Below are 24,612 nucleotides of genomic sequence, written 5' to 3' on the forward strand. Positions count from 1 at the left end.
TCACCATGAAGCACGGCCTCGAATACTTCCACGCCGCCGCCGCAGGATGGAGCCTCAGACATGTGTGCATGCCCTAGGGCGAAGGCCGGGACCCATAACCACCGATCTCGATTGTCGCACCTGGCTGGAGCTCCAACTTTCGTACCACACCATCCTTTGGCTATGGGTCCCGGCTCAAGGCCGGGACGACAGCGGTGAGACAAAAAAGGCCCCGGTCGAAACCGGGGCCTTGGTCTTTGCGAACAGGGAAGCTGTGCTTACTTGTCGCGGTTCTTGAGCGCGGTGCCGAGAATGTCGCCCAGCGTCGCTCCCGAATCGGAGGAACCGTACTGCGCGATGGCTTCCTTCTCTTCGGCAACTTCCAGCGCCTTGATCGAGACCTGCACCTTGCGGGCCTTCTTGTCGAACTGGATCACGCGGGCATCGACCTTCTCGCCGACGGCGAAACGCTCGGCGCGCTGATCGTTGCGGTCGCGGGCGAGTTCCGATCGCTTGATGAAGGTGGAGAAATCGGTCCCCGAGATCTTCACCTCGATGCCGGCTTCCTTCACTTCGAGCACTTCGCAGGTCACGACCGCGCCCTTCTTGACGTCGCCAGGCTCTGCGAAGGGGTCGCCTTCGAGCTGCTTGACGCCGAGCGAGATGCGCTCCTTTTCGACATCGACGTCGAGCACCACGGCCTTGACCATGTCGCCCTTCTTGAAGTTGTCGATCACCTGCTCGCCCGGAAGCTTCCAGTCGAGGTCGGAGAGATGGACCATGCCATCGACGTCGCCGTCGAGACCGAGGAACAGACCGAACTCGGTCTTGTTCTTGACCTCGCCTTCGACGGTCGCACCGACCGGGAACTTCTCGACGAAGACCTCCCAGGGGTTGCGCATGGTCTGCTTGAGGCCGAGCGAGATGCGGCGCTTGACCGAATCCACCTCGAGAACCTGCACTTCGACTTCCTGCGAGGTCGAAACGATCTTGCCGGGGTGCATGTTCTTCTTGGTCCACGACATTTCCGAAACGTGGATCAGGCCTTCGATGCCCGGCTCCAGTTCGACGAACGCGCCGTAGTCGGTGATGTTGGTGACACGGCCGGTGAAGCGCGCGTTCAGCGGGTACTTCGCCTCGATGCCCTGCCACGGATCGTCCAGCAGCTGCTTCATGCCGAGCGAGATACGGTGGGTCTCGTGGTTGATCTTGATGATCTTGACCTTGACGGTCTGGCCGATGGTGAGCACCTCGGTCGGGTGATTGACCCGGCGCCAGGCGATATCGGTGACGTGCAAGAGGCCGTCGATGCCGCCGAGATCAACGAACGCACCGTAATCGGTTATGTTCTTGACCACGCCGTCGATCACCTGGCCCTCTTCGAGGTTCTGCACCAGCTCCTGGCGCTGCTCGGCGCGGGTCTCTTCGAGAACCGTGCGGCGCGACACCACGATGTTGCCGCGGCGGCGATCCATCTTGAGGATCTGGAACGGCTGCGAATTGTTCATCAGCGGCGCGACGTCGCGGATCGGGCGGATGTCGACCTGCGAACGCGGCAGGAAGGCCACCGCGCCGTCGAGATCGACGGTGAAGCCGCCCTTGACCTGGTTGAAGATGACGCCGTGAACCTTCTCGTTGTTGTTGAAGGCCTTCTCGAGCTTGCCCCAGCTCTCCTCGCGGCGCGCCTTGTCGCGCGACAGCACGGCTTCGCCGAGCGCATTCTCGATCCGGTCGAGGAACACCTCGACTTCGTCGCCAACCTTGAGTTCGCTGTCGCGGCCGGGTCCTGCGAACTCACGCAGCGCCACGCGGCCTTCGGTCTTCAGGCCGACGTCGATGACGGCCATGTCCTTTTCAATTGCAACTACCTTGCCCTTGATGACGGAGCTTTCCTGCAAATTGCCGCCGGCGAAGGACTCGTCCAGCATCGCAGCGAAATCGTCGCGGGTAGGATTATAAGAAGCAGCAGTCGAAGCCATTTGTTCTCCAGATGCGGGTATCGCCGGCCATTCGGGTTAAGGGGCGTATCGCGCGTGAAGTGTCAGGGGTCCGCAAACCCTAACGACCGCCGTTTGCGGGAAATCGCAAATAGCGGGCCGGCAGCATGCCTGCACGTTCGGTACGTTGATTTATCCGGAGCCTCGAAGCGTATCGACTTCAAGAACCTGGAGCGGGCTTTCCTCCAATGACGGCAGGGGCTCAAACCGCCTGCCGGCCCGCTCGGACAGCCCTGATCTTATCGATGGCGGCCCGGATGGCCGGTGATATAGCCCCAAGGGGTCTTTTCGGCAAGCGGAAATGCCCGATTTGCGGGGCTTTAAGGCTGGCGGAGGCTCGCCATGGGCCCATGTTTTCAACGCCTTGTTCACCGCATGACGCAAAAGGCCCGCGGTGTCCGGCGCAATGGAACCCGGCCTTAAGCGCCGCCCCCAACGATGGCACGATTCAAAACAGGGGGAGTGCCACCATGAAGAGCCTGATCGCGATGACCGCCATCGCCGTCTTTACCGTCGCTACGGCCGTTGCCGGCAAGCCGGCCTATTTTGCGACCAACACGGCGGTTGCCGCGGCCAAATCAAAGCCCGTCCTGATGGCCGAACAGCGATTGCCGTTCGACCGCGACCGCTCGAAGAACTGAACCGAAGACTTCACCGCCTGGCGCGGACCGCCTCGACGATCGCGATCGCGGCGCGAACGCCGCCTTCGATATCGAGATTGGAATTGTCCAGGATATGGGCGTCGGCGGCCGCCTTCAGCGGGGCTGCGGCGCGATTGCGGTCCCGCTCGTCACGCTTGAGAATATCGGCCAGCACCAGCGCTTCATCCGCCGCTTCACCCCGCGCGAGCGCTTCCAGCGTGCGGCGGTGCGCCCGCACCTTCGGGTCGGCGACGACGAAAATTTTCACGTCCGCATGCGGGCAGATCACGGTGCCGATGTCGCGCCCGTCGAGCACCGCGCCAGGCGGATCGGCCGCGAACTGGCGCTGAAAGCTGACCAACGCTTCACGCACCGTGGCAATGGCTGACACCACCGAAGCGGCATCGCCGATCCGCTGCGACTTCAGTTCGGGATGGCCGAATTTTTCCGGATCGAGCGCCATCGCGGCGGCGACGGCGCGGGCTTCATCGGTGAGATCAAAGCCCTGGTCCAGCAGCATTTTGGCCACGGCGCGATAGATCACGCCGGTGTCGAGGTGGCGATAGCCGTAGTGCTGCGCGAGCCGCTTGCCCAGCGTGCCCTTGCCCGAGGCGGCGGGTCCGTCGATGGCGATGATCATGAGAGCCTGTGTCTAAGGTGATTGGAGACCGCGCGCCCGTCGCAGAGGCCGTTCCTCGGTAAAAATGTTGCGGGACGCGAATTCAGCTAACGCTGCGTCTCGCGAAGCCCCCATTCTAATTCTTTCGATGGCCTCGGCTAGCGTGTTTGGGCGCACCACGTCCCTCCACTCAATCGCGTTCAACTGGAAAACTCCGCCCCGAGCCCGCGCATCATTGGAATGAAATCCGGAAAGCTGGTGGCAATGAAGCTGGTGTCGTCGATCTTGACCGGCTTGTCGGCGGCAAGCCCCATCACCAGCGCCGACATCGCGATGCGATGATCCATGTGGGTGGCGACGAGGCCGCCGCCGGGCACGTGCCCCCGGCCTTCGACGATCAGATCGTCGCCGGCGACCTCGACCTTGACGCCATTGACGCGCAGCATCTCGGCGGTCGCCTCCAGACGATCGGATTCCTTGACGCGCAGCTCCTGCAGGCCGCGCATGATGGTGGTGCCTTCGGCAAACGCGGCCGCCACCGCGAGCACCAGATATTCGTCGATCATCGAGGGCGCGCGCTCCGGCGGCACTTCGACACCGCGTAGTTTTGAGGCCCGCACGCGCAAGGTGGCCATCGGCTCGCCGGCGTCGCCGCGCACGTCGCTCTCCTCGATCGAGGCGCCCATCTCGCGCAAGGTCGTGAACAGGCCGGTGCGCAGCGGATTGGTCATGACGTCGGAGAAGACGATGTCGGAGCCCTCGACGATCAGCGCCGCGACGATCGGGAACGCTGCGGACGAAGGATCGGCGGGCACCACGACATCGGCGCCGTGCAGTTCGGGCTGGCCGGTGAGCGCGATCTTGCGGCCATGGCTGCCTTCGTTGGTCGAGACGATCTGCGCGCCAAAATGCTTCAGCATCAGTTCGGTATGGTCGCGACTCGCCTCCTGCTCGATCACGGTCGTGACACCCGGCGCAGCGAGGCCCGCCAGCAGTACCGCCGATTTGATCTGGGCGGAGGCTACCGGCGTCCGGTACAGGATCGGCACGGGATCGCGGGCGCCATACAGCGTCAGCGGCAGGCGACCGCCTTCCTTGGCCTCGCCGGTCCTGGCGCCCATCAATTCCAGGGGATCGAGGATCCGCCGCATCGGCCGCGAACGCAACGAGGCATCGCCGTCGAAAACCGCCGAAATCGGGCAGCCGGCCACCGCCCCCATCACCAGCCGGCAACCGGTGCCGGAATTGCCGAAATCGAGCGGGCTTGCGGGTTGGGCGAATCCTGCCACCCCGACGCCCCTCACCTGCCAGGCGAACGGCCCGGTTCGTTCGACCTTGGCGCCCAGCGCCTGCATCGATTTCGCCGTATTGAGCACGTCCTCGCCCTCAAGCAGGCCGGAAATCGTGGTCTGGCCGACCGAAAGCGCCCCCAGAATCAGGGCCCGGTGCGATATCGACTTGTCGCCGGGAACCCGTACTTTACCGGTCAGGGAACCGCTGGAGCGGGATTCCAGCGGGGTCGGGTGGGCTGCAAGCCGGTCTGAATGGGTCAAGATTGTGTCCTCTCGCGCAGGGCGGCAGGTATCACATAGGCAAGCCAGCGTCACGCGGCCGTCTCATGCGCGCAAACCGCTATTGACAGCGGCCTAGCAACTAGCCAAGTGAAGCACCGTTTTTCAGAAATTCCCAGGACTCCACACGTGGCCAAATCCGATCTCGGAACCAAACGCATTTGCCCGACGACGGGTAAGAAGTTCTATGACCTGAACAAGTCGCCGGTGATCTCACCCTATACCGGTGAGGTCGTGCCGATTGCGCCGATTGCGCCGCCCCGGGCCGCCCGCGGTGATGCCGCACGCGCTGCCGCCGCAGCGAGCGCCGCTGCCGATGCGCCGGAACCGGCCGAGGCCGAGGAATTGGTCTCGCTCGAAGAGGCCGATGCCGAGGAGAACACCGGCAAGGTCAAGGCCGTCGTTCCCGAATCGGAAGACGACATCGAAATCGACGAGACCATCGAGGGCGACGAAGACGACGATTCGACCTTCATTCCCGACGAGGAAGAAGGCGATGAGGACGTCACCGACATCATTGGTGACGTCGGCGGCGACGAAGAGACTTGAGATCGGCCCTGAACTGTGGTTCAGGGTCATGCTCGCACGTCGCCCAAGGCGCGCGGATCGGTTAAGGGGCCATAGCTCAGCTGGGAGAGCGCTTGCATGGCATGCAAGAGGTCGGCGGTTCGATCCCGCCTGGCTCCACCAGCCTTCGCTCGCTTCGCGAGCTTCGGCTGGGCAAGCCACCCCGTGGCCTATCGTAGCGAAGCTAGCGAAGGCTGCCGCGCCGTAGCCCGCAGGGCGAAGGCGGGCTAAGGCAGGCCAAATGGCGCAACGTGCTTTCCGCGACATGCCGAGGGTCCCCCATGAAGTACGTCTACATCCTGGAAAGCCTTGATTCCGAGCACTTCTACGTCGGCATTACCGACGACCTGCGGGCCCGATTGGCAAAGCACAACGCTGGCGGGTCCCACACACTTCAAAATACGGACCTTGGCGAATCAAGACTTACGTGGCGTTCAGCAACGAAGCGCAGGCCATCGCATTCGAAAAGTATTTGAAGTCTCCTTCCGGCCGGGCCTTCGCCAAGAAGCGGCTCTAACCGCCCGCCCCCTACTCCCCCAACGCCGCGTTCAGCTTGTCGCGCAGCGCGAGCAATTCGTTCTTCATCGCCACCAGTTCCCCCACCGAGCACGCCGAGCTCGCCAGAATACCCTGCGGTACCGCCCTGGCTTTTTCCCGCAGCGCCTGGCCTTTCGGCGTCAGTGCGATCAGGACCTGGCGCTCGTCCTCGGTGCTGCGCGTGCGCCGGATCAATTCGGCAGCCTCCATCCGCTTCAGGAGCGGGGTCAGCGTGCCGGAATCGAGGAACAGCTTCTCGCCGATGTCCTTGACGGGCACGCCGTCACGTTCCCACAGCACCATCATCACGAGATATTGCGGATAGGTCAGCCCCAGTTTTTCGAGCAGGGGCTTGTAGACGCGATTGAACGCGTGCGCCGTGGAATACACCGCAAAACAGATCTGATTGCCGAGCAGCAGCGGGTCGACCGCCGGTTTCCTAGCCATTTGCACCTCGCCAAGTGGGGACGCCCGTGATCATTTAGGGCCGCGGACGAGCCTAATCAATTGCATACAATTAAATTGCGGACCCCTTCATTTTTTCTATTGTGCACAATCTAATTGTGTGCAATACGACAACCATCGAAAACTAAACCCAAGGGAGACCAACATGTCCGTGAAAGTCCTCTACAAGACCACCGCAACGGCCACCGGCGGGCGCGACGGTACCGCCTCGACAGCTGACGGCGCCTTCAGCGTCAAGCTTGCGACCCCGAAGGAGCTCGGCGGCGGCGGTGGCGCCGGCAACAATCCCGAACAGCTGTTTGCGGCCGGCTATGCCGCCTGTTTCATCGGCGCGATGAAGGCGGTTGCGGCTCAGGGCGGCGGCGTGAAGGTGCCCGCGGACGCCTCCGTGACCTCCACCGTCGGCATCGGCCCGCGCTCGGAAGGCGGCTTCGGCCTTGATATCGACCTCGCCGTTTCCCTGCCCGGCCTTGCCCGCGCCGACGCCGAAGCACTGGTCCAGAAGGCCCACCAGGTTTGCCCGTATTCCAACGCCACCCGCGGCAATGTGGATGTGCGTCTGACCGTGGTGTAACGACCGCGTCGAACGGCCCGCTGCAACAAGCCGCGGGCCGTTTTCGCGCGCCTTCTGTCTCCGCATGCGCCTGTGCGCGCGCGGGCATTGCCGCCGCGCCCGAAGACCGCTAGCTCAGGAATTCCATTACATGAGCGAAGGTTCTTTCCATGAGTTCTCCGGCTCCCGGCGCGATGACCGGCCTGCGCGTGATCGATCTCACGCGCGTGCTCGGCGGCCCCTATTGCACGCAGATCCTCGCCGACCACGGCGCCGACGTGATCAAGGTCGAGCCGCCCGCCGGTGACGAGGTGCGCGACTGGGGTCCTCCGTTCCATGAGGAGGACGCGGCCTATTTTGTCGGCATCAACCGCAACAAGCGTTCGATCGGCCTCGACCTCGCCTCCGAGGGCGGCCGCGCCGTGTTGTTGAAGATGCTGGAGACCGCCGACGTCCTGATCGAGAATTTCAAGCCGGGCACGCTCGACAAATGGGGCATCGGCAACGACGTGCTGCGCGCGAAATTCCCAAAGCTCGTGCATTGCCGCATTTCCGGCTTTGGCGGCGACGGCCCGCGCGGCGGCAATCCGGGCTATGACGCGATCATCCAGGCCATGACCGGCATGATCGCCGCAACCGGTTCGCCGCAAAGCGGCCCGATGCGGATCGGCGTTCCGCTCGTCGACATCACCACCGGGCTTTATGCCGCGATCGGCATCCTGATGGCGCTGTCGGAGCGGCAGCGCTCGGGCCTCGGCCAGTTCCTCGAGACCACGCTGTATGAAACCGGCCTTGCGATCATGCATCCGCACACCGCGAACTACTTCATGCATGGCAAGCCGCCGAGTCTCACCGGCAACGAGCATCCCAACCTCGTGCCTTACGCAATCTTTCCGACCCGCACCGACAACATCTTCATCGGCGTCGGCAATGACGGCACCTTCCGCAAGCTCGCCAAGGAAATCGGCAAGCCCGAACTCGGCACCGATCCGCGCTTTGCCCGCAACAAGGACCGCATCGCCAACCGCGATGCGCTGCGCGCCGAACTCGCCGCGGTGTTCAGCCAGCACGATGCCGCGCCGCTGTGCGACCGCCTGCTCGCGGCTGGCCTGCCGGCCGGCCCGGTCCAGTCGATCGACCAGGCGCTGACCGCCGCCCACACGCTTCACCGCGGCGATGTCATCGAGAAGGACTGGTACAAGGGCGTCGCCTCGCCGATCCGCCTGGAGCGAACCAAACCGAGCCTGCGCCGGACACCACCGAAATTCAGCCAGCACTCCGCCGAGGTGCTGGGCGAGTTCGGCTACTCCAAAAGCGAGGTCGAGGCGATGGTCGCCAAGGGCGTGGTGTGCGGGTCGGAGCGGAAGCGGTAACAACCCTATTGTCGTCCCGGCGAAGGCCGGGACCCATACCGCGTTGTCCCATCGGTGAACAAAGGCGGCTGATACTGCCCGTCAAATCCGCGCCGCGGCGTATGGGTCCCGGATCGCGTTCGCTGCGCTCACTTGTCCGGGACGACGAGATAACTAACAAGCCGCCTCCGCCTATTTTCCGGCTTCCCTTGGCGCCCGCTTCCCCCATACGCTGCTTTCGCTTATACGGTCATTTGTACGTCATCCGGCGCTGCTATCGCGCGAAACGAAGATGACGACCCAACCTGGAGGAATTACATGGCTTTTAGACAATTCGGCGCGGCTGCGACAGTGACCGTCGCGCTTGCGCTCGCCTCGCCTGCCCACGCCGTGACCGAGCTGCAGTGGTGGCACGCCATGACCGGCGCCAACAACGACGTCGTCAACAAGCTCGCCGCGGACTTCAACGCCAGCCAATCGGACTATAAGGTGACGCCGTCCTTCAAGGGCAGCTATGCCGACACCATGAACGCCGGCATTGCCGCGTTCCGCGCCGGCACCGCACCGCATATCATGCAGGTGTTCGAGGTCGGCACCGCGACCATGATGAGCGCCACCGGCGCCATCAAGCCGGTCTATCAGCTGATGAAGGACGCGGGAGAACCGTTCGATCCCAAGGCCTACCTGCCAACCATCACGGGCTACTACTCGACCTCCAAGGGAGACATGCTGTCGTTTCCCTTCAACTCGTCATCGACGGTGATGTGGATCAACAATGATGAGCTGAAGAAGGCCGGCATCGCCGAGATCCCGAAAACCTGGCCGGAAGTGTTCGCCGCCGCCAAGAAACTGAAGGCGGCCGGTCATGAGACCTGCGGCTTTTCCAATGCCTGGGCGTCATGGGTCCATATCGAGCAATTTTCCGCCTGGCATAACGTGCCGATCGGCACCAAGGCAAACGGGCTCGACGGTTTCGACACCGAGCTGAAGTTCAACTCGCCGCTGCACGTCAAGCACCTGCAGAACCTGATCGACCTGCAGAAAGACAAAACCTACGATTATGCCGGCCGTGCCAACGGCGGCGAAGCCCGGTTCGCTTCGGGCGAGTGCGCGATTTTCCTGACGTCTTCGGGCTATTACGGGACCGCGAAAAGCACCGCCAAATTCGACTTCACCTCGGCGCCGATGCCCTATTATCCCGACGCCGCGGGCGCTCCGCAGAACTCGATCATCGGCGGCGCTTCGCTGTGGGTGATGGGCGGCAAGAAGCCTGAAGAATACAAGGGGGTCGCCAAGTTCTTCACGTTCCTGTCCGACACCAACCGTCAGGCCGACCTGCATCAGAAGTCCGGCTACCTGCCGATCACCAAGGCCGCCTACGAAAAAACCAAGGCGGATGGCTTCTACGAAAAAAACCCCGTTCTGCAGACGCCGCTGAAAGAACTCACCAACAAAGAGCCGACCGAGAACTCGCGCGGCCTGCGCTTCGGCAACATGGTGCAGATGCGCGAACTTTGGTCCGAGGAGATCGAGGCAGCCCTCGCGGGCAAGAAGACCGCGCAGGAAGCACTCGACGCGGCCGTGGCGCGCGGCAACGCGATGTTGCGGACGTTTGAAAAGACGGCCAAATAACGTGTAAATGGTATCGACGAAGACTCCCTCTCCGCTATCCGGAGAGGGAGCACCTCTGGCATCACAGCGTCCTGAATGGAAAAGTCCGTCGTCTTCAACAACAAGCTGTTGCCGTATCTGCTGTTGGTGCCGCAGCTCATCATTACAGTCGTATTCTTCTACTGGCCGGCGAGCCAGGCGGTCTTGCAATCCTTCAAGCGCGAGGACGCGTTTGGTCTGACGTCCGAATTCGTCGGACTGGAAAATTACCAGTCGCTGTTCGCCCAGCCTGAATATTACAAGTCGATGCTGACGACGCTGATCTTCTCGTCGCTGGTCGCGGCGTTGTCGCTTTCCATTGCGCTGTTGTTCGCAACCCAGGCCGACAAGAACCTGAAAGCCGCGGGCACCTACAAGACGCTGATGATCTGGCCCTATGCGGTGGCCCCCGCGGTCGCCGGCGTGCTGTGGATTTTCATGTTCCATCCCTCGCTCGGCACGCTGGCGCGGCCGCTGCGCTGGATGAATTTCGACTGGAATCCGCTGCTCAACGGCAACCACGCCATGACCCTGGTGGTGATGGCCGCGGTGTGGAAGCAGATCTCCTATAATTTCCTGTTCTTCCTGGCCGGTCTGCAATCGATCCCCAAGAGCGTGCTGGAAGCCGGCGCGATCGATGGCGCGGGTCCGATGCGGCGGTTCTGGACCATCGTCTTCCCGCTGCTGTCGCCGACCACGTTCTTCCTTCTGGTCGTCAACGTCGTCTACGTCTTCTTCGATACCTTCGGCATCATCGATGCCGTCACCGGCGGCGGCCCGGCCGGCGCCACCACCACGATGGTCTACAAGGTCTATGCCGACGGACGGCTCGGCGGCGATCTCGGCGGCTCGGCCGCGCAGTCGGTGGTGCTGATGGTGATCGTGATCGCGCTCACCGCGGTCCAGTTCAAATATGTCGAGCGCAAGGTGCAGTACTGATGGTCGAGCACCGCCCGCTCAACGACATCATCGCCTACGCGATCCTGACGCTCGGCGTCTTCATCGTCGCCTTTCCAGTCTATCTGGCGCTGATCGCATCCACCCACGACGCCGCGACCGTGGTCGGCGGCAGCATGCCGCTGACGCCCGGCAGCCAGGCGCTGGAAAACTACTACCGCGCGATATTCGTCGGCGGATCGCGGACCAGCCGCGAGCCGGTCGCGCACATGCTGATCAACTCCTTCATCTCGGCGATTGGCATTGCCGTCGGCAAGATCTTCATCTCGATCCTGTCGGCCTACGCCGTGGTGTATTTCCGCTTCCCGTTCCGCAAGACCGCATTCTGGATCATCTTCGTCACGCTGATGCTGCCGGTCGAGGTGCGCATCTATCCGACCTACAAGGTGGTCGCCGATCTCAAGATGCTCGACACCTATGCGGGACTGATCATGCCGCTGATCGCTTCTGCCACCGGAACGCTGCTGTTCCGGCAGTTCTTCATGACGGTTCCTGAGGAATTGCTGGAAGCATCGCGGATCGACGGTGCGGGTCCGTTCCGCTTCTTCTGGGATACGCTGCTGCCGCTGTCGGTAACGACGATCGCGGCGCTGTTCGTGATCCAGTTCATCTATGGCTGGAACCAGTATCTGTGGCCGCTGCTGATCACCACGCAGGATTCGATGCAGACCATCGTCACCGGCATCAAGAAGATGCTGTACACGACCGACGAGCTGGCCGAATGGCAGCTTGCGATGGCGACCGCCATCCTCGCGATGCTGCCGCCGGTCGCGGTGGTCGTGTTCATGCAGCGCCTGTTCGTGCGCGGACTGGTGGAAACAGAAAAGTGAAGAGGCGGGTGGCGAATCGCGCGTGGCGAATGGCGAATGGAACGTCAGGCTATGAGCGCGTAACTTTGCGCTTCCCTATTCGCTACTCGCCATTCGCCACTCGCCCCCAACAAAGGTAACTCAATGGCCGGCGTCACCCTCCGCAACGTCCGCAAGACCTATGCCGGTGGCTTTGAAGCCATCAAGGGCATCGAATTTGACGTCGGCGACGGCCAGTTCTGCGTGCTGGTCGGCCCTTCCGGCTGCGGCAAGTCCACGCTGCTGCGGATGGTCGCGGGGCTCGAGACGATAACCGGCGGCGAGATCGATATCGGCGGCCGTATCGTCAACCAGATCGAGCCGGCCGACCGCGACATCGCGATGGTGTTCCAGAACTACGCGCTCTACCCGCATATGAGCGTCTACAACAACATGGCCTACGGCCTGCGCAACCGCGGCATGCCCGAGCCCGAGATCAAGACTCGCGTCGAGGAAGCCGCGCGCATCCTCGAACTCGGCGCCATGCTCGACCGCAAGCCGCGGCAATTGTCCGGCGGCCAGCGCCAGCGTGTGGCGATGGGGCGCGCGATCGTGCGGCAACCGAAAGTGTTTCTGTTCGACGAGCCGCTGTCGAACCTCGACGCCAAGCTGCGCATCGCGATGCGCGTCGAAATCCGCAAACTGCAGCGCCGGCTCTCCACGACGGCGATTTACGTCACCCACGACCAGCTCGAGGCGATGACGCTGGCCGACATCCTGGTGGTGATGAATGCCGGCGAGGTCGAGCAGATCGGCAATCCGCTCGACATCTATCAGAAGCCCGCGACCACCTTCGTCGCCTCCTTCATCGGCGCGCCACCGATGAACCTGATGCCGCTGCGGTCCGATGAACTCAAATCGCAACTGGCAGGCGACAGCCGCCTCAACGAGGCCAGCATCCTCGGAATCCGTCCCGAAGACTTCGTCATCTCAAATGAGGCCGTCGGCGGCGGTGTGGCACTTGGCCTCACCGTCGAGGCGATCGAGCACGTGGGGGCGGAAACCTTTATCTACGGCGCCCGACAACACGAGACGCAGGCGGTGGCTGCCAACCCCGGCGAACTGCCGCCCGGCGAGGTGATCGTTCGGATTCCCGGGGCCATCGGCCCCGCCATCGGCGAGCGAATCAGGGCGGTGGCGCCACCAGACAAACTGCATCTGTTTACCGCCGATGGCCGCAAGCGCGTGGGTGATTGATCCCGTCATTCCGGGATGGTGCGCTAGCACAGACCCGGAATCTCGAGATTCCGGGTTCGGTCCTTTGGACCGCCCCGGAATGACGTGAAAACAGGGCGGCGCGGCCGATTTACGCAGCGCCTGGAGCGGCTTGAACCCTCCCCAAATCACCCCCATATTGCTGTTTGACCGGTCAGCAAACCCGCCGGCCGGTCGAATGGGGTGCCGCAAGGGCCCCTCAAAGTCGCTTCGAGAGGACTTTGTAATGTCTCGTGTTCCATCGTTATCCAGTCCGTTCCTGCTTGGGTTCGACGAAATTGAGCGTGCGCTCGATCGCGTCGTCAAAGGCGCCGACGGCTATCCTCCCTACAACATCGAGCGCTGCGACCGCAGCAATGGGCAACCCGAACGCTTGCGCATCACGCTGGCGGTCGCCGGGTTTACCCGTGACCAACTCGATGTGACCATTGAGGAAAACCAGCTGGTGATCCGGGGCCGTCAGCAGGACGACAAGGCCCGGCAATACATCCATCGCGGCATCGCCGCGCGCCACTTCCAGCGCACCTTCGTGCTGGCGGAGGGGATGCAGGTGCTGGGCGCGGATCTGAAAAACGGGCTGTTGTCGATCGACCTTGCCAGGCCGGAACCTGAAAGGGTCATTAAGACAATTGCTATCAATGAGCACGAATAATGGAACGAGGAGCGGACTCGACCGCTTAGTCTCATAGAGGAGTCGAGACCATGAGTGATGTGAGTGTGACGTTCGAAACTGAAAAGGTTTCCGTTGAGGCGCTGGCCCATCTTGGTGAGGGCCATATCGCCTACGTAAAGCAAGTCCGTTCCGAGGACGTGCCCGGGCTGTTTCCGCAGGCGCCGAAGATCGCGCCAGGACTGAAACTGTTCGCGCTGCATGCCGCCGACGGTACCCCGATCATGCTGACCGACAGCCGCGAGGCCGCGGTCGCCAATGCATGGAGCAACGAATTGCAGGCCGTCAGCGTGCACTGACCCCGGCTGACCGGCGTCAGCTGATCCGACGCTTGTCGGTATCAACTGACGCAGCGTTGCTGCTGTCGCTGACGCAGGCTTGGTAGCGGTCGCGTAGACCGCGATGAGAGTTCGCAATACGCGGGCATGTTCCTCGGATCGGGGAACGGCCCGCGTATTTTTTTGGCCGGCGCAATTCGCCAGCGTCAGTTCGGGAATGAGTGTGTTACGCCGCGCTCGCCGGCGGCAGCGCCAGCACCGAGTAGATCGCCTGGGCGTCGCGCGAGGCGCGCAGTTTCTTGGCGACGTCCTGATCGCGCAGCAGGCGGGCAATCCGCGCCAGCGCCTTCAAATGATCGGCGCCGGCCCCTTCCGGCGCCAGCAGCAGGAATACCAGGTCGACCGGCTGGCCATCCATCGCTTCGAAATCGATCGGGCGTTCAAGCCGGGCGAAAAATCCGAACAGCTTTTCGAGCTTGGGCAACTTGCCGTGCGGTATAGCAACGCCATAGCCGACGGCGGTGGTCCCCAGCTTTTCGCGCTGCAGCAGCACTTCGAAGACCGCGCGCTCGTTCTGCCCGGTCAGAGTCGCCGCCCGCGCCGCAAGTTCCTGCAGCGCCTGCTTCTTGCTGATGACTTTCAACGCGGGGAGTATCGCCTCGGGTGCGACCAGATCGGTAATCGTCATGGGGCGTTCCGAGGTGAATTAAGCCGTCAGGGTGCGAAATAGGTTCGAGAACTTCAGCTTCAAGAATTGGGCGTCGAGAAGATGAGGTGGGAGGCGGGCTTAGGCCCGGGTCCCGATTGGTCGGCTTCTACTCCAACGCATGACCGGTGCCAACTCCCACGGGCGAGTTCCCGCGCGCTATCCTTAAAGGGCGGCGGACCATAGGGAGGGGCGCTTTGGGCGTCAATGCTGTCAGCCATAGTTGTCAGGGGGTAACCGCCGGGGGATCGACCCACCCGACATTGCCGTCCGTGCGCCGGTAAATGATGTTCACCCGGCCGCTCGAGCCGTGCTGAAACACGATGCAGGCCGCCCCGGTCAGATCGAGCTCCATGACAGCTTCGCTGACGGACAGCCGCTTCAGCGACTTGGTCGCCTCCGCGATGATCACGGGACTGTATTCAGAGACCTCGTCGTCGCCCTCCGGGGCCTCGATGATGTAGCTCGGCGCGTCGAGACCCCCGCCGTTCAACTCCGCGAGCGCCGCTGAAGCCGCATAGGTCTTGCGGGCCGAACGGTCCTTCAGCCGGCTCTTGTAGCGACGCAGGCGCTTCTCGATCATCACCAGCGCCTGGTCGGCGCTGGCATAGGCGTCGGTGGCGTTCGAATCGGCTTCCAGCGTAATGCCGGAATCGAGGTGCAGCGAACAATCGGTACGGAAGCCGAAGCCATCCTTGCTCAGCGTGATGTGGCCGGAATAATTGCCGTCGAAATATTTTCGCAGGACCTCATCGGTGCGCTCGCTGACGCGCGAACGAAGCGCTTCGCCGACGCTGATGCTTTTCCCGGAGATTCGAAGGGTCATTTGATGCCTCGCTTGATGCCTCGTTCACTCTGTCGGGAAACCGACACTATCGCGATTTGACGCGAACGCAATCAGGCCGGCGCCGTATCACGGGACCGGTCGGAGGAAGTGGCCGGGGCTGAAAGTGCGTTACCGAGCATGCTTTGTTTGTCACGGCGGCGCTGCACCGAGGAAGGGATTCGCATCGCTTCGCGGTACTTCGCGACGGTGCGGCGGGCAATATCAATGCCCGACTCGCGCAATCGTTCCACGATCGTATCGTCGGAGAGGATCGCGGCCGGGGCTTCCGCGTCGATCAATTGCTTGATGTGGTGGCGGACCGCTTCGGCCGAATGGGCCTCGCCGCCGTCGGCCGAAGCGATCGAGGCGGTGAAGAAATACTTTAGTTCAAAGCTGCCGCGATTGGTCGCCATGTATTTGTTGGCGGTAACCCGTGACACCGTCGATTCATGCATCTGGATCGCGTCCGCCACCGCCTTGAGGTTCAGCGGCCGAAGATGCGCCACGCCATGGGTGAAGAAGCCGTCCTGCTGGCGCACGATTTCGGTCGCGACCTTCAGGATGGTGCGGGCGCGCTGATCGAGCGCGCGGACCAGCCACGTCGCGTTCTGCAAGCAGTCGGTGAAGTAGGATTTGTCGCCGTCCTTGCGGATCGTCTTCGACAGCTCGGTGTAATAGACCTGATTGACCAGCACACGCGGCAACGTGTCGCTGTTGAGTTCGACATGCCAGCCGCCGTCCGGGCCCGGTCGCACATAGACATCCGGCACCATGGTCTGGGTGCGCGCGGAGCCGAACTTCAGGCCGGGCTTGGGATCGAGCCGGCGGATCTCGCCGATCATGTCGGTGATGTCCTCGTCGTCGACACCGCACAATTTTCGCAAAGACGCGATGTCGCGCTTGGCCAGCAAATCCAGGTGTTCGACCAGCGCCTGCATCGCGGGGTCGTAGCGGTCGAGTTCGCGGAGCTGGATCGCGAGGCATTCGCTCAAATTGCGCGCGCAAACGCCGGGCGGATCGAACTTCTGCAGCACCGCAAGAACCGCATCGACATCGGCTTGCGCGGCGCCGAGCCGTTCGGCGGCCTGCCCGAGGTCCTGCGGCAGGTAACCGGCATCGTCGACCAGATCGATCAGATATTGTCCGATCATGCGCTGCACCGGACCGGGGAAAGCCACCGCCAGTTGTTCGGCAAGATGGCTGCCGAGGGTGATTTCGGCGGCGACAAAGGCTTCCAGATTGTAGTCGTCGTCGTTCGACGCACCGCCGCCCCATTCGGTATAGGCGGTGGGCGCGGCGTCCTGCGCCGCACGGGCCGCGGCTTCCGCCGGCTCTTCGGTAAAGACGTTGTCGAGCGGGGTATCCAGTGTCTGCTCAATTTCTGTGCGGCTGCCGAGGTCGCGGTTCAGCCAGTCTTCCTGGCCGGCTTCGAACTGGCCGGGCTCAAAATTGTCGCCGGTAGAGCCGGCCATCTCGCCCGGCTCGGCGCCGCCCTCGCCATAGCTCTGGGAATCACCGGAATTGGAGAATTCAGCCTGTTCCGGGACCGGCTCGCCCCTGACCGGCGCTTCAGGACCGTCGCTGGCCCGCTCCAGCAGCGGATTACGCTCCAGCTCCTCCTCGACGAAGGCCGAGAGGTCGAGATTCGACAGTTGCAGCAGCTTGATCGCCTGCATCAGCTGCGGCGTCATCACCAGCGACTGCGACTGGCGGAATTCTAGTCTCTGCGTCAGGGCCATGGAGGCGAGAACCGATCCACTGAAAGTTGGTCCGATTCTTGCTTATCCTAGTCCAAAGCTGATGTACACGGCTTGACGTCTGCTAAAAATGGGCTAGAGGCGGAATTCCTCGCCAAGGTAAAGACGGCGTACATCCGGATCGTTGACGATGTCGTCCGGACTGCCCTCCGTCAAGATTTCCCCGGCATAGACGATGTAGGCGCGGTCGGTCAGGCCGAGCGTTTCACGCACGTTGTGGTCGGTGATCAAGACGCCGATGCCGCGATTGGTGAGGTGGCGCACCAGATCCTGAATGTCGCCGACGGCGATCGGATCGATGCCGGCGAACGGCTCGTCGAGCAGCATGTAGTTCGGACGCGTTGCCAGCGCGCGCGCGATCTCGACGCGGCGACGCTCGCCGCCGGACAGCGCGATCGACGGCGATTTGCGCAGGCGCGCGATGTTGAATTCATCGAGCAGCGCATCGAGCTCGGCCTCGCGCTTTTTCCGCGAAGGTTCGACCACCTCGAGCACCGCGCGAATATTCTGTTCCACCGTGAGGCCGCGGAAGATCGACGCTTCCTGCGGCAGATAGCCGATGCCGAGCCGCGCGCGCTGATACATCGGCAGCTTGGTCACGTCATGGCCGTCGAGTTCGATGGTGCCGCGGTCGGCCTTGATCAGCCCGGTGATCATGTAGAACACCGTGGTCTTGCCGGCGCCGTTCGGCCCGAGCAAACCCACCGCCTCACCGCGGCGAACATAGATGCTGACGCCGCGCACGACCTTGCGGGTGCCAAAGCTTTTTTCCACGCTATGCACGGCCAGGTAGCCCGGCCGCTGGATCAGACGGGGCGCAGCCGCGCCATTGGTCCTGGATTGGTCCTTGGGGGCCTGGGTTCTGGGGGCCTGCGCGCGCGGGCGCGGTTCCTCGTATGGCGGCTCCACCGCATGCTCCGGCGTCTGGGGCAATTCCAGTCCGGTCAGCGGGACGGCACGTGCCATCGGCGGCGCATCGCGCACCGGGTTCGTCAGCATGTCGCCAAAGGAATCGCCGAGCGCAGTGATGTCCTCGCGCGAACGCGCAAATCCTGCCGGCCCGCGTTTTGCGGGGCGTCGACGGAACATGCCGAGTAAATCCACCATCCCGCTTCGCTTAGCCTTTCACGGTGATCCCGCGACACCCGCCGGCGAATCGATCCGCCTGCAAAGCATGAATGAATGGATGTTCCCTGCCCAGTGGAACACCTTGCCGCGCCCGCCCAGTAGATACAGCCTCGGAACCCCGGCTTCAACCACGAGCGCCCAAAATAATAGTTAAGACTTTGATTTGTCTTATTTTTTCCCAGGAAGCAGCATGGGCGGGCCCGGCTTCGCGCCGCCCGGTGCCGGCGCCGGCGCCGATCCGCAGCCCTGGGACCCCTGGTCGAACAGGCCCCGCACCTGGCCGCTGTCGGATTCGACCCGCGACACGCCGGTGGTCATGTCCACCTTCAGGCGGTCGCCCTGGAGCACGTTTTTGCACTGGGTGAGCACCACGCCGCCCGTCATGGTGATGAGGTTAGCCCTGGTGTCGAAGATAGCGGTCTCGCCGGTCACCACCTGGTCTTTCTGCGTGACGACGACTTTGCCCTTGGCTTCCAGCCGGCGGATCGAGGAGCTGCCGCCGGGCCCCGGGCTTGCCGCCTGCATCGGGGCGGATTTCGATCCCTTGGCGGCAGCAGGCGCCGGCGCGGCCGGACCCGAATCGTAAAACACCACCAGTGTCTTCGAGGTCATGGTGGTGTCGCCCTGCACGACCTTCACATTGCCCGCGAAGGTCGCTTCCTTTTGCTTGTCGCGCATCTCCAGCGATGCGGCCTCGATTTGAATCGGCTGATCGCGGTTCTGCGAAAAGCCCTGCATCGCGTTGGGCACGCCCGACACAGCGCCTTGCGCCAAAGCCGCGCCAGGGCCGATCAGCGCGAGCGCGAACGCCGCCGTGGCCAGACTGCGCGGGAAAAACAGCTTCATGAAAATCATTTCGCGTTGGAAGATTTGCCGGAGACGGATCGCGTCTTCGGCGCGGGAGCAACGGGTTCGGGCGCCGGCGCAGGCTGTGCGGGCGCAACGTCGTCACCCAGTTTGTCCAGATTCATCACGACATTGCCTTCGAACCGCACCACCTCGCCGCTGTTGAGGATTTTGAGCCTGTCGGCGACGAGCGTTCCGTTCAGCAGCTTGACATCGACGTGTTCATCCGAGGTTACCGTGCCCTTGTTGATGTCGATATAGGCCTGCGACAGGCGGGCTTCATAGCCGGTGGAGGATTGCAGGAAGATATCCTTACGCAGATCGAGCAATTGCTGCTTGCTGTCGTAATAGCCGGTGCGGGCGTCCATCGTCACCGTGCTCTTGTCTTCCAGCATCACCTTGGCGCGCGGCGCCCTGAGTTCCATGTGGTCGGGATCGGTCAGATCCTGGATCGCGGCCTTGGCCCAGACTTCGTACGGCCGCTGGTCGGTCGAAAAGCCGGCGAGATGCGGCGACTCCATCGTAATCTTGGTGCCGGAAACAACCAGATTACCGATGTCGACCGGGAGCTTCGGCAACAGCATCCGGAACGGATTGAAGATCGACACGGCAACGATGCTCGCCATCGCCAGCACCACCGCCGACGGCACCGCGATCCGCAGCATCCGTACCATCCGGCTGTGGCGCGCCGCGCTGGCAAAGCGCGCCTCCATTCCGGCGACGTAGGCTGGGTTCTGTGACGAGTTCACCGCTGCTCCAGAGCGAGGTTAGCCCGCCATTGTAGCCGGGATTGCCTTAGGATGCAGCCCGGACCTCGCTTTACCAGTGTGACCGAAACGGGGCGTAAACACCCCCCAGGCGGCCCTGAATGCCCCCTGGGGCTGCTTCAAATCGCCCCGGTTCAGGAATGGGCGAAAATATCCTCGGCCTCCCAGCCGCCAAGGTCGAGCCTGGCCCGGGTCGGCAGGAAATCGAAACAGGCCTGCGCCAGTTCGGTGCGCCCCTCGCGCGCCAGCATGGCGTTGAGCCGTTCACGCAGGCCATGCAGATGCAGCACGTCGGAGGCCGCATAGGCGAGCTGCGCCTCGCTGAGGCTGGCCGAGCCCCAGTCGCTCGACTGCTGCTGCTTCGACAGGTCGATATTGAGCACCTCGCGCACCAGATCCTTCAGGCCATGCCGGTCGGTATAGGTGCGGCTCAGCCGCGAGGCGATCTTGGTGCAGTAGACCGGCTGCGGCATCACGCCGAAGGCATTGTAGAGGGCGGCCAGATCGAAGCGGGCGAAGTGGAAGATCTTGATGACCTTGGGATTGGCGAGCAGCGCCTTCAGGTTCGGCGCGTCGCTGTGGTCCTTCGGGATCTGGATCACGTCGGCGGTGCCGTCGCCATTCGACATCTGCACCACGCAAAGCCGGTCGCGGTGCGGATTGAGCCCCATGGTCTCGGTGTCGATCGCAACCGAATCCGTGTAGCGGGAAAGATCCGGCAGATCGCCGCGATGCAGGCGGATGGTCATGGTGTTGGGAACCTCTTCGAATCGGCAGAACCTAAAGTCCTAAGGTAACGTCGAAATCGCCGCCAAACGAGGGTCCGGCGGGCCCAAATCACGCTACTTTAGGGGGGGCCTTTTCCAGAATCGGCGGAGTTGCGTCAATATGGCGGCGACCACAAAGGGGGTGCACCAATGAAAGCCGAACAGCAGCGCTTGCCTCGTTTTGCCGTGCTGATCGATGCCGACAACACCTCGCCGCTGATTGCCGGCGGCTTGTTCGAGGAAGTCGCCAAATTCGGCGAGGCCAGCGTCCGCCGCATCTATGGTGATTTTTCCGGGCCGCACCTCAAGTCATGGTCCGAGATCCTGCAAAAGCACGCCATCGATCCCTACCAGCAATTTGCCTACACCAAGGGCAAGAACGCATCTGACATCGCGCTGGTCATCGACGCCATGGACCTCTTGCACAGCGGACGGTTCGACGGCTTTTGCCTGGTGTCATCAGACAGCGATTTTACGCGCCTTGCCTCCCGCATGCGCGAGCAAGGCGCCGACGTCTACGGATTTGGCGCCCAGAAGACGCCGGAGAGTTTCAGGCAGGCGTGCCGCAGGTTTATTTACACCGAGAATCTTTTGCCGGCGGCGCAGGCGGCCTCCAACGCGGAGACGCCGTCCAAGCCGGTTTCCCTCCAGCCTCGGAGTGCCGCGATTCCAATACTGAAAAAGGCCATTTCGCAGATCGAGGGCGAGGACGGATGGGTTTCGCTGGGGCAGGTGGGCACGCAACTTTCAAACCTATTCTCTGATTTCGACCAGCGCTCATACGGTCATAGCAAACTCATCGATCTGGTCCGCAAGACGGATGCCTTCGACGTTGAAAGGATCGATAGCGGGCATGTGCGGATCAGGGCCAAGGAAACAGCCAAGAATCCGAAGGGCAAGGCGAAGTAGGTTTTTCCTGCCGCTATTCGGCACGAGAGCTGGCCGCGCTGAACGCAGCCATACACCCGCGCCGCGCTGGAGTCTCTCATCACATCCTCGCGAGAGCCGACGCGATTTTTTACTTTCGTAGCCATCTTTCGATACGTTGCATCGCCTTCGACAACCTCTCGCCCGATTTCGGCGCTTGATCATCGCCGCCCGCCTCGGCCCGCGCCGTCCGTGTGAATCGATCTGTCCCAGCTCATATGTTTTCCGGCCATGCGGCGTCCGTGCGGCGCGCCGCACGGCATCGCTCCCGACGAGAGAATGTCATGACCGAACCGATCGCGGCAGCGCCAACCGAGCAACAACCGGAGCAGGAGCGCGGCTTTTCGCGCTACCAGTCGTTCCTCATTGCGCTGCTGGCGTTCGCGCAATTCACGATCATTCTCGACTTCATCATCATGTCGCCGCTTGGCGCCATCCTGATGCCCGCGCTCGATATTACCGCCGGGCAATTCGGCGTGGCGGTTTCGGCCTACGCATTCAGCGCCGGCATTTCAGGCATCCTTGCCGCCGGCTTTGCCGATCGGTTCGATCGCAAGCGCCTGCTGCTGTTTTCTACCTTGGCTTTACGTTGGGAACGCTGCTGTGCGCGCTGGCGCCGAACTATCATTTGCTTCTGCTCGGCCGGATCGTGACCGGACTGTTCGCCGGCGTGATCGGCTCGGTGGTGCTCGCCATCATCACCGATCTGTTTCCGCTGCACCAGCGCGGCCGTGTGATGGGTTTCGTGCAAACGGCCTTCGCCGCCAGCCAGGTGCTCGGCATTCCGGCCGGACTTTTTCTCGCCAACCACTGGAGCTGGCACGTCTCTTTCGGTGCGATCGTCGGCCTGTCGATCGTCGCGATAGCTGCGATCCTGCTCGTGATGCAGCCCGTGAACGCGCATCTGCGACTAAAGCAGGACAGGAACGCGTTCCGGCACCTGATCGCGACCATCGGGCAGCCGCGCTATACGCTGGCCTTTGCGGTGACGACGCTGCTGTCGACCGGCGGCTTCATGCTGATGCCGTTCGGCAGCGCCTTCACCGTGCACAATCTCGGCATCGACATCCTGCATCTTCCGACCATCTATCTCGTTTCCGGCGTTTTCAGCATTTTCATCGGGCCGCTGGTCGGACGGGCGAGCGATACTTTCGGAAAATTCCCGACCTTTATGTTCGGCAGCGCCGTTTCGGTGGTCATGGTGCTGATCTACACGCATCTCGGCCACGTCAGTCTGACGACCGCCATCATCGTCAACGTCCTGATGTTCGTCGGCATCTTTTCGCGCATGATCCCGTCGCAGGCGCTGATTTCAGCGATACCCGACGCCAGCCAGCGCGGTTCGTTCAGCGCGGTCAGCGCTTCGCTGCAACAACTCTCCGGCGGGCTCGGATCGGTGTTCGCCGCCGCGATCATCGCGCAAAACCCGGACGGCACGCTCCGGCATTTCGACTGGCTGGGCTACGTCGTGGTCGCAACCTCGATCCTGTCGCTGATCATGATGTATTTCGTGCAGAAGTCGGTCGCGGGTCAGGCCGCCAAGCACATGGTCTGAGGTTTGAGCGTTCCGCCAGCCGCGGCAACGGGCATGCGGTTTTGGGACCGGTCTGCAGGCCGGTCAGCCCGCCTTTCAGCGTCATCATGGGCATGGGCAAATGGTGCCCAGGAAAGGACTCGAACCTTCACGGCCGTTAAGCCACTGGCACCTGAAGCCAGCGCGTCTACCAATTCCACCACCTGGGCCCGGGCGGGTTAGTAAGGATCAGTCGCGAGCTTGTCAAATTGATGAATTGCGGGCTGGGCAATAAATTTTTGGCCCATCGCCCTTCCGGAAAACCGGAGCCCACTTTTCCGGGCGGTGTGCAAATATGCTGTACAGCGGCGGCGGGTTGGCGTATCGCGAATCCGCTAAATATCCCCATTAGCTCTCGAATTTGACCGCAGGAATGGACCCGGCAATGGACCCGATGGCATCGAACCAGGAAACGCTCGTCACGATCTTCGGCGGATCGGGCTTTCTGGGGCGAAACGTGGTCCGGGCGCTGGCCAAGCGCGATTATCGCATCCGGGTGGCGGTGCGGCGGCCGGAGCTGGCCGGGCATCTGCAGCCGCTTGGCAGGGTCGGCCAGATCCACGCCGTGCAGGCCAATTTGCGCTATCCGGCCTCGGTCGAGGCTGCCATGCGGGATTCCCAGATCGCGATCAACCTGGTCGGCATCCTGGCCGAGGGCGGCGCGCAGTCCTTTGACGCCGTGCAGGCCAAGGGCCCGGCAACGATCGCCAAGGCCGTCGCCGCCGCCGGCGGGCGGATGGTGCATGTCTCCGCGATCGGCGCCGACGAAAACTCGCCGTCGGGCTATGGCCGCTCCAAGGCCGCCGGCGAACAGGCCGTGCTGGCAGCCGTGCCTTCCGCCACCATCCTGCGGCCGTCGCTGATGTTCGGCCCGGAGGATCAATTTACCAACCGTTTTGCCGCGCTCGCGCGGATGTCGCCGGCGCTGCCGCTGATCGGCGGTGGCGAGACGAGGATGCAGCCGGCCTATGTCGGCGACGTCGCGACCGCGGTCGCGGAGGCCGTCGATGGCAAGGCAAAGCCAGGCGCGACCTATGAGCTCGGCGGGCCGGAAGTGCTAACCATGCGCGAGATCATGGAAATCATTCTTATCATCACCGAACGTAACCGCGCGCTGGTTTCGCTGCCGTTCGGCCTGGCGAAGCTGAACGCACTGTTCCTGCAATTCGCACCGGGCGCGCTGAAACTGACGCCGGATCAGGTCGCCATGCTGCGCTCGGACAATGTGGTGTCGGATGCGGCGAAGGCCGCAGGGCTGACGCTGGAAGGACTCGGCATCGCACCCGATTCGATGGAAGCGATCGCCCCGCAATATCTCTGGCGCTTCCGCGCCGCAGGCCAGTTCCAGCGGAAGGCCGTGTAAGCAACCGCCTCGATTCGTAGGATGGGTTGAGCTCTACGCGAAACCCATCAATT

The 24,612-nt window shown here is 62.8% G+C and carries 23 protein-coding genes, 2 tRNA genes and 2 pseudogenes; 15 read left to right on the forward strand and 12 right to left on the reverse strand.

Features of this window, described 5'->3' with window-relative positions; genetic code table 11:
• Positions 1 to 257: 257 nt before the first annotated feature.
• On the reverse strand, positions 258 to 1,958 hold the full coding sequence (gene rpsA / locus JQ574_RS08520; protein WP_192736228.1) for a 30S ribosomal protein S1: 1,701 nt from the start codon (positions 1,956 to 1,958) through the stop codon (positions 258 to 260).
• Positions 1,959 to 2,446: 488 nt separating this feature from the next.
• On the opposite strand from rpsA, the gene JQ574_RS08525 reads away from it, so the two are divergent.
• A complete protein-coding gene (locus JQ574_RS08525) occupies positions 2,447 to 2,617 on the forward strand; it encodes a hypothetical protein (RefSeq protein WP_212207432.1) in 171 nt (56 codons plus the stop codon).
• Between the two features lie 10 nt (positions 2,618 to 2,627).
• On the opposite strand, the gene cmk is transcribed toward JQ574_RS08525, so the two are convergent.
• Together cmk and aroA are read right to left on the reverse strand one after the other, a co-directional pair.
• Positions 2,628 to 3,257, reverse strand: a complete 630-nt coding sequence (gene cmk, locus JQ574_RS08530; RefSeq protein ID WP_212207433.1) for a (d)CMP kinase — start codon at positions 3,255 to 3,257, stop codon at positions 2,628 to 2,630.
• A 179-nt stretch (positions 3,258 to 3,436) separates the two neighbouring features.
• A complete protein-coding gene (gene aroA / locus JQ574_RS08535; RefSeq protein ID WP_212207434.1) occupies positions 3,437 to 4,789 on the reverse strand; it encodes a 3-phosphoshikimate 1-carboxyvinyltransferase in 1,353 nt (450 codons plus the stop codon).
• A 147-nt stretch (positions 4,790 to 4,936) separates the two neighbouring features.
• Here aroA and JQ574_RS08540 point away from each other — a divergent pair, with 147 nt between their 5' ends.
• The 3 genes and pseudogenes from JQ574_RS08540 (at position 4,937) to JQ574_RS08550 (ending at position 5,891) form a co-directional block, all read left to right on the forward strand.
• On the forward strand, positions 4,937 to 5,356 hold the full coding sequence (locus tag JQ574_RS08540; protein WP_192736224.1) for a TIGR02300 family protein: 420 nt from the start codon (positions 4,937 to 4,939) through the stop codon (positions 5,354 to 5,356).
• A 65-nt stretch (positions 5,357 to 5,421) separates the two neighbouring features.
• Positions 5,422 to 5,497: transfer RNA gene (locus JQ574_RS08545), tRNA-Ala, on the forward strand.
• A gap of 158 nt (positions 5,498 to 5,655) precedes the next feature.
• Positions 5,656 to 5,891: pseudogene (locus JQ574_RS08550) on the forward strand (GIY-YIG nuclease family protein).
• An 11-nt stretch (positions 5,892 to 5,902) separates the two neighbouring features.
• Here JQ574_RS08550 and JQ574_RS08555 read toward each other — a convergent pair.
• Positions 5,903 to 6,358, reverse strand: coding sequence for a MarR family winged helix-turn-helix transcriptional regulator (locus JQ574_RS08555; protein ID WP_212207435.1), 456 nt, complete (start codon positions 6,356 to 6,358; stop codon positions 5,903 to 5,905).
• Positions 6,359 to 6,521: 163 nt separating this feature from the next.
• Between JQ574_RS08555 and JQ574_RS08560 the strand changes: the two genes are divergently transcribed.
• The 8 genes from JQ574_RS08560 (at position 6,522) to JQ574_RS08595 (ending at position 13,920) form a co-directional block, all read left to right on the forward strand.
• A complete protein-coding gene (locus JQ574_RS08560) occupies positions 6,522 to 6,950 on the forward strand; it encodes an organic hydroperoxide resistance protein (protein ID WP_212032001.1) in 429 nt (142 codons plus the stop codon).
• Positions 6,951 to 7,099: 149 nt separating this feature from the next.
• Entirely contained in the window at positions 7,100 to 8,302 is a 1,203-nt protein-coding gene (locus JQ574_RS08565; protein ID WP_212207436.1) for a CaiB/BaiF CoA-transferase family protein, read from the forward strand.
• 297 nt (positions 8,303 to 8,599) lie between these two features.
• Positions 8,600 to 9,913, forward strand: coding sequence for a sn-glycerol-3-phosphate ABC transporter substrate-binding protein UgpB (gene ugpB / locus JQ574_RS08570; protein WP_212207437.1), 1,314 nt, complete (start codon positions 8,600 to 8,602; stop codon positions 9,911 to 9,913).
• A 75-nt stretch (positions 9,914 to 9,988) separates the two neighbouring features.
• Complete coding sequence (gene ugpA, locus JQ574_RS08575) at positions 9,989 to 10,870, forward strand: sn-glycerol-3-phosphate ABC transporter permease UgpA (RefSeq protein WP_212207438.1); 882 nt, start codon at positions 9,989 to 9,991, stop codon at positions 10,868 to 10,870.
• A complete protein-coding gene (ugpE, locus tag JQ574_RS08580; RefSeq protein WP_212207439.1) occupies positions 10,870 to 11,718 on the forward strand; it encodes a sn-glycerol-3-phosphate ABC transporter permease UgpE in 849 nt (282 codons plus the stop codon). The genes ugpA and ugpE overlap by 1 nt, the downstream gene beginning before the upstream one ends.
• A 123-nt stretch (positions 11,719 to 11,841) precedes the next feature.
• Positions 11,842 to 12,933, forward strand: a complete 1,092-nt coding sequence (locus JQ574_RS08585; protein WP_212207440.1) for a sn-glycerol-3-phosphate import ATP-binding protein UgpC — start codon at positions 11,842 to 11,844, stop codon at positions 12,931 to 12,933.
• 244 nt (positions 12,934 to 13,177) lie between these two features.
• Positions 13,178 to 13,603 (forward strand): Hsp20 family protein, encoded by a 426-nt coding sequence (locus JQ574_RS08590; RefSeq protein WP_024584318.1) that lies wholly within the window; start codon positions 13,178 to 13,180, stop codon positions 13,601 to 13,603.
• A 50-nt stretch (positions 13,604 to 13,653) separates the two neighbouring features.
• Entirely contained in the window at positions 13,654 to 13,920 is a 267-nt protein-coding gene (locus tag JQ574_RS08595) for a DUF1150 domain-containing protein (RefSeq protein ID WP_192736215.1), read from the forward strand.
• Between the two features lie 205 nt (positions 13,921 to 14,125).
• Here JQ574_RS08595 and ptsN read toward each other — a convergent pair whose 3' ends face one another.
• From ptsN to JQ574_RS08630, 7 genes are all read right to left on the reverse strand, one after another.
• Positions 14,126 to 14,587, reverse strand: a complete 462-nt coding sequence (ptsN, locus tag JQ574_RS08600) for a PTS IIA-like nitrogen regulatory protein PtsN (RefSeq protein WP_192736214.1) — start codon at positions 14,585 to 14,587, stop codon at positions 14,126 to 14,128.
• Positions 14,588 to 14,831: 244 nt separating this feature from the next.
• Positions 14,832 to 15,431, reverse strand: a complete 600-nt coding sequence (gene hpf, locus JQ574_RS08605) for a ribosome hibernation-promoting factor, HPF/YfiA family (RefSeq protein WP_192736213.1) — start codon at positions 15,429 to 15,431, stop codon at positions 14,832 to 14,834.
• A gap of 71 nt (positions 15,432 to 15,502) precedes the next feature.
• Positions 15,503 to 17,170, reverse strand: a complete 1,668-nt coding sequence (gene rpoN, locus JQ574_RS08610) for an RNA polymerase factor sigma-54 (protein WP_212207441.1) — start codon at positions 17,168 to 17,170, stop codon at positions 15,503 to 15,505.
• 93 nt (positions 17,171 to 17,263) lie between these two features.
• A complete protein-coding gene (lptB, locus tag JQ574_RS08615; RefSeq protein ID WP_212207442.1) occupies positions 17,264 to 18,295 on the reverse strand; it encodes an LPS export ABC transporter ATP-binding protein in 1,032 nt (343 codons plus the stop codon).
• 189 nt (positions 18,296 to 18,484) lie between these two features.
• The gene (locus tag JQ574_RS08620; protein WP_212207443.1) at positions 18,485 to 19,171 is read right to left on the reverse strand and encodes an LptA/OstA family protein; all 687 of its coding nucleotides are present in this window, start codon (positions 19,169 to 19,171) and stop codon (positions 18,485 to 18,487) included.
• Positions 19,168 to 19,911 carry an LPS export ABC transporter periplasmic protein LptC gene (gene lptC / locus JQ574_RS08625; RefSeq protein WP_212207444.1) on the reverse strand — a complete coding sequence of 248 codons (744 nt, stop codon included), beginning with the start codon at positions 19,909 to 19,911 and terminating at the stop codon, positions 19,168 to 19,170. The genes JQ574_RS08620 and lptC overlap by 4 nt, the downstream gene beginning before the upstream one ends.
• Before the next feature lie 152 nt (positions 19,912 to 20,063).
• The gene (locus JQ574_RS08630; protein ID WP_212207445.1) at positions 20,064 to 20,678 is read right to left on the reverse strand and encodes a ribonuclease D; all 615 of its coding nucleotides are present in this window, start codon (positions 20,676 to 20,678) and stop codon (positions 20,064 to 20,066) included.
• 168 nt (positions 20,679 to 20,846) lie between these two features.
• On the opposite strand from JQ574_RS08630, the gene JQ574_RS08635 reads away from it, so the two are divergent.
• Positions 20,847 to 21,605, forward strand: coding sequence for an NYN domain-containing protein (locus JQ574_RS08635; RefSeq protein ID WP_212207446.1), 759 nt, complete (start codon positions 20,847 to 20,849; stop codon positions 21,603 to 21,605).
• Between the two features lie 302 nt (positions 21,606 to 21,907).
• A pseudogene (locus tag JQ574_RS08640) lies at positions 21,908 to 23,178 on the forward strand (MFS transporter).
• 101 nt (positions 23,179 to 23,279) lie between these two features.
• On the opposite strand, the gene JQ574_RS08645 reads toward JQ574_RS08640, so the two are convergent.
• Positions 23,280 to 23,366, reverse strand: a tRNA-Leu gene (locus JQ574_RS08645).
• A 224-nt stretch (positions 23,367 to 23,590) separates the two neighbouring features.
• Here JQ574_RS08645 and JQ574_RS08650 point away from each other — a divergent pair.
• Positions 23,591 to 24,559, forward strand: coding sequence for a complex I NDUFA9 subunit family protein (locus JQ574_RS08650; protein WP_212207617.1), 969 nt, complete (start codon positions 23,591 to 23,593; stop codon positions 24,557 to 24,559).
• Positions 24,560 to 24,612 lie beyond the last annotated feature (53 nt).

Source organism: Bradyrhizobium sp. AUGA SZCCT0158 (genome assembly GCF_018130065.1).
Lineage (GTDB): Bacteria > Pseudomonadota > Alphaproteobacteria > Rhizobiales > Xanthobacteraceae > Bradyrhizobium.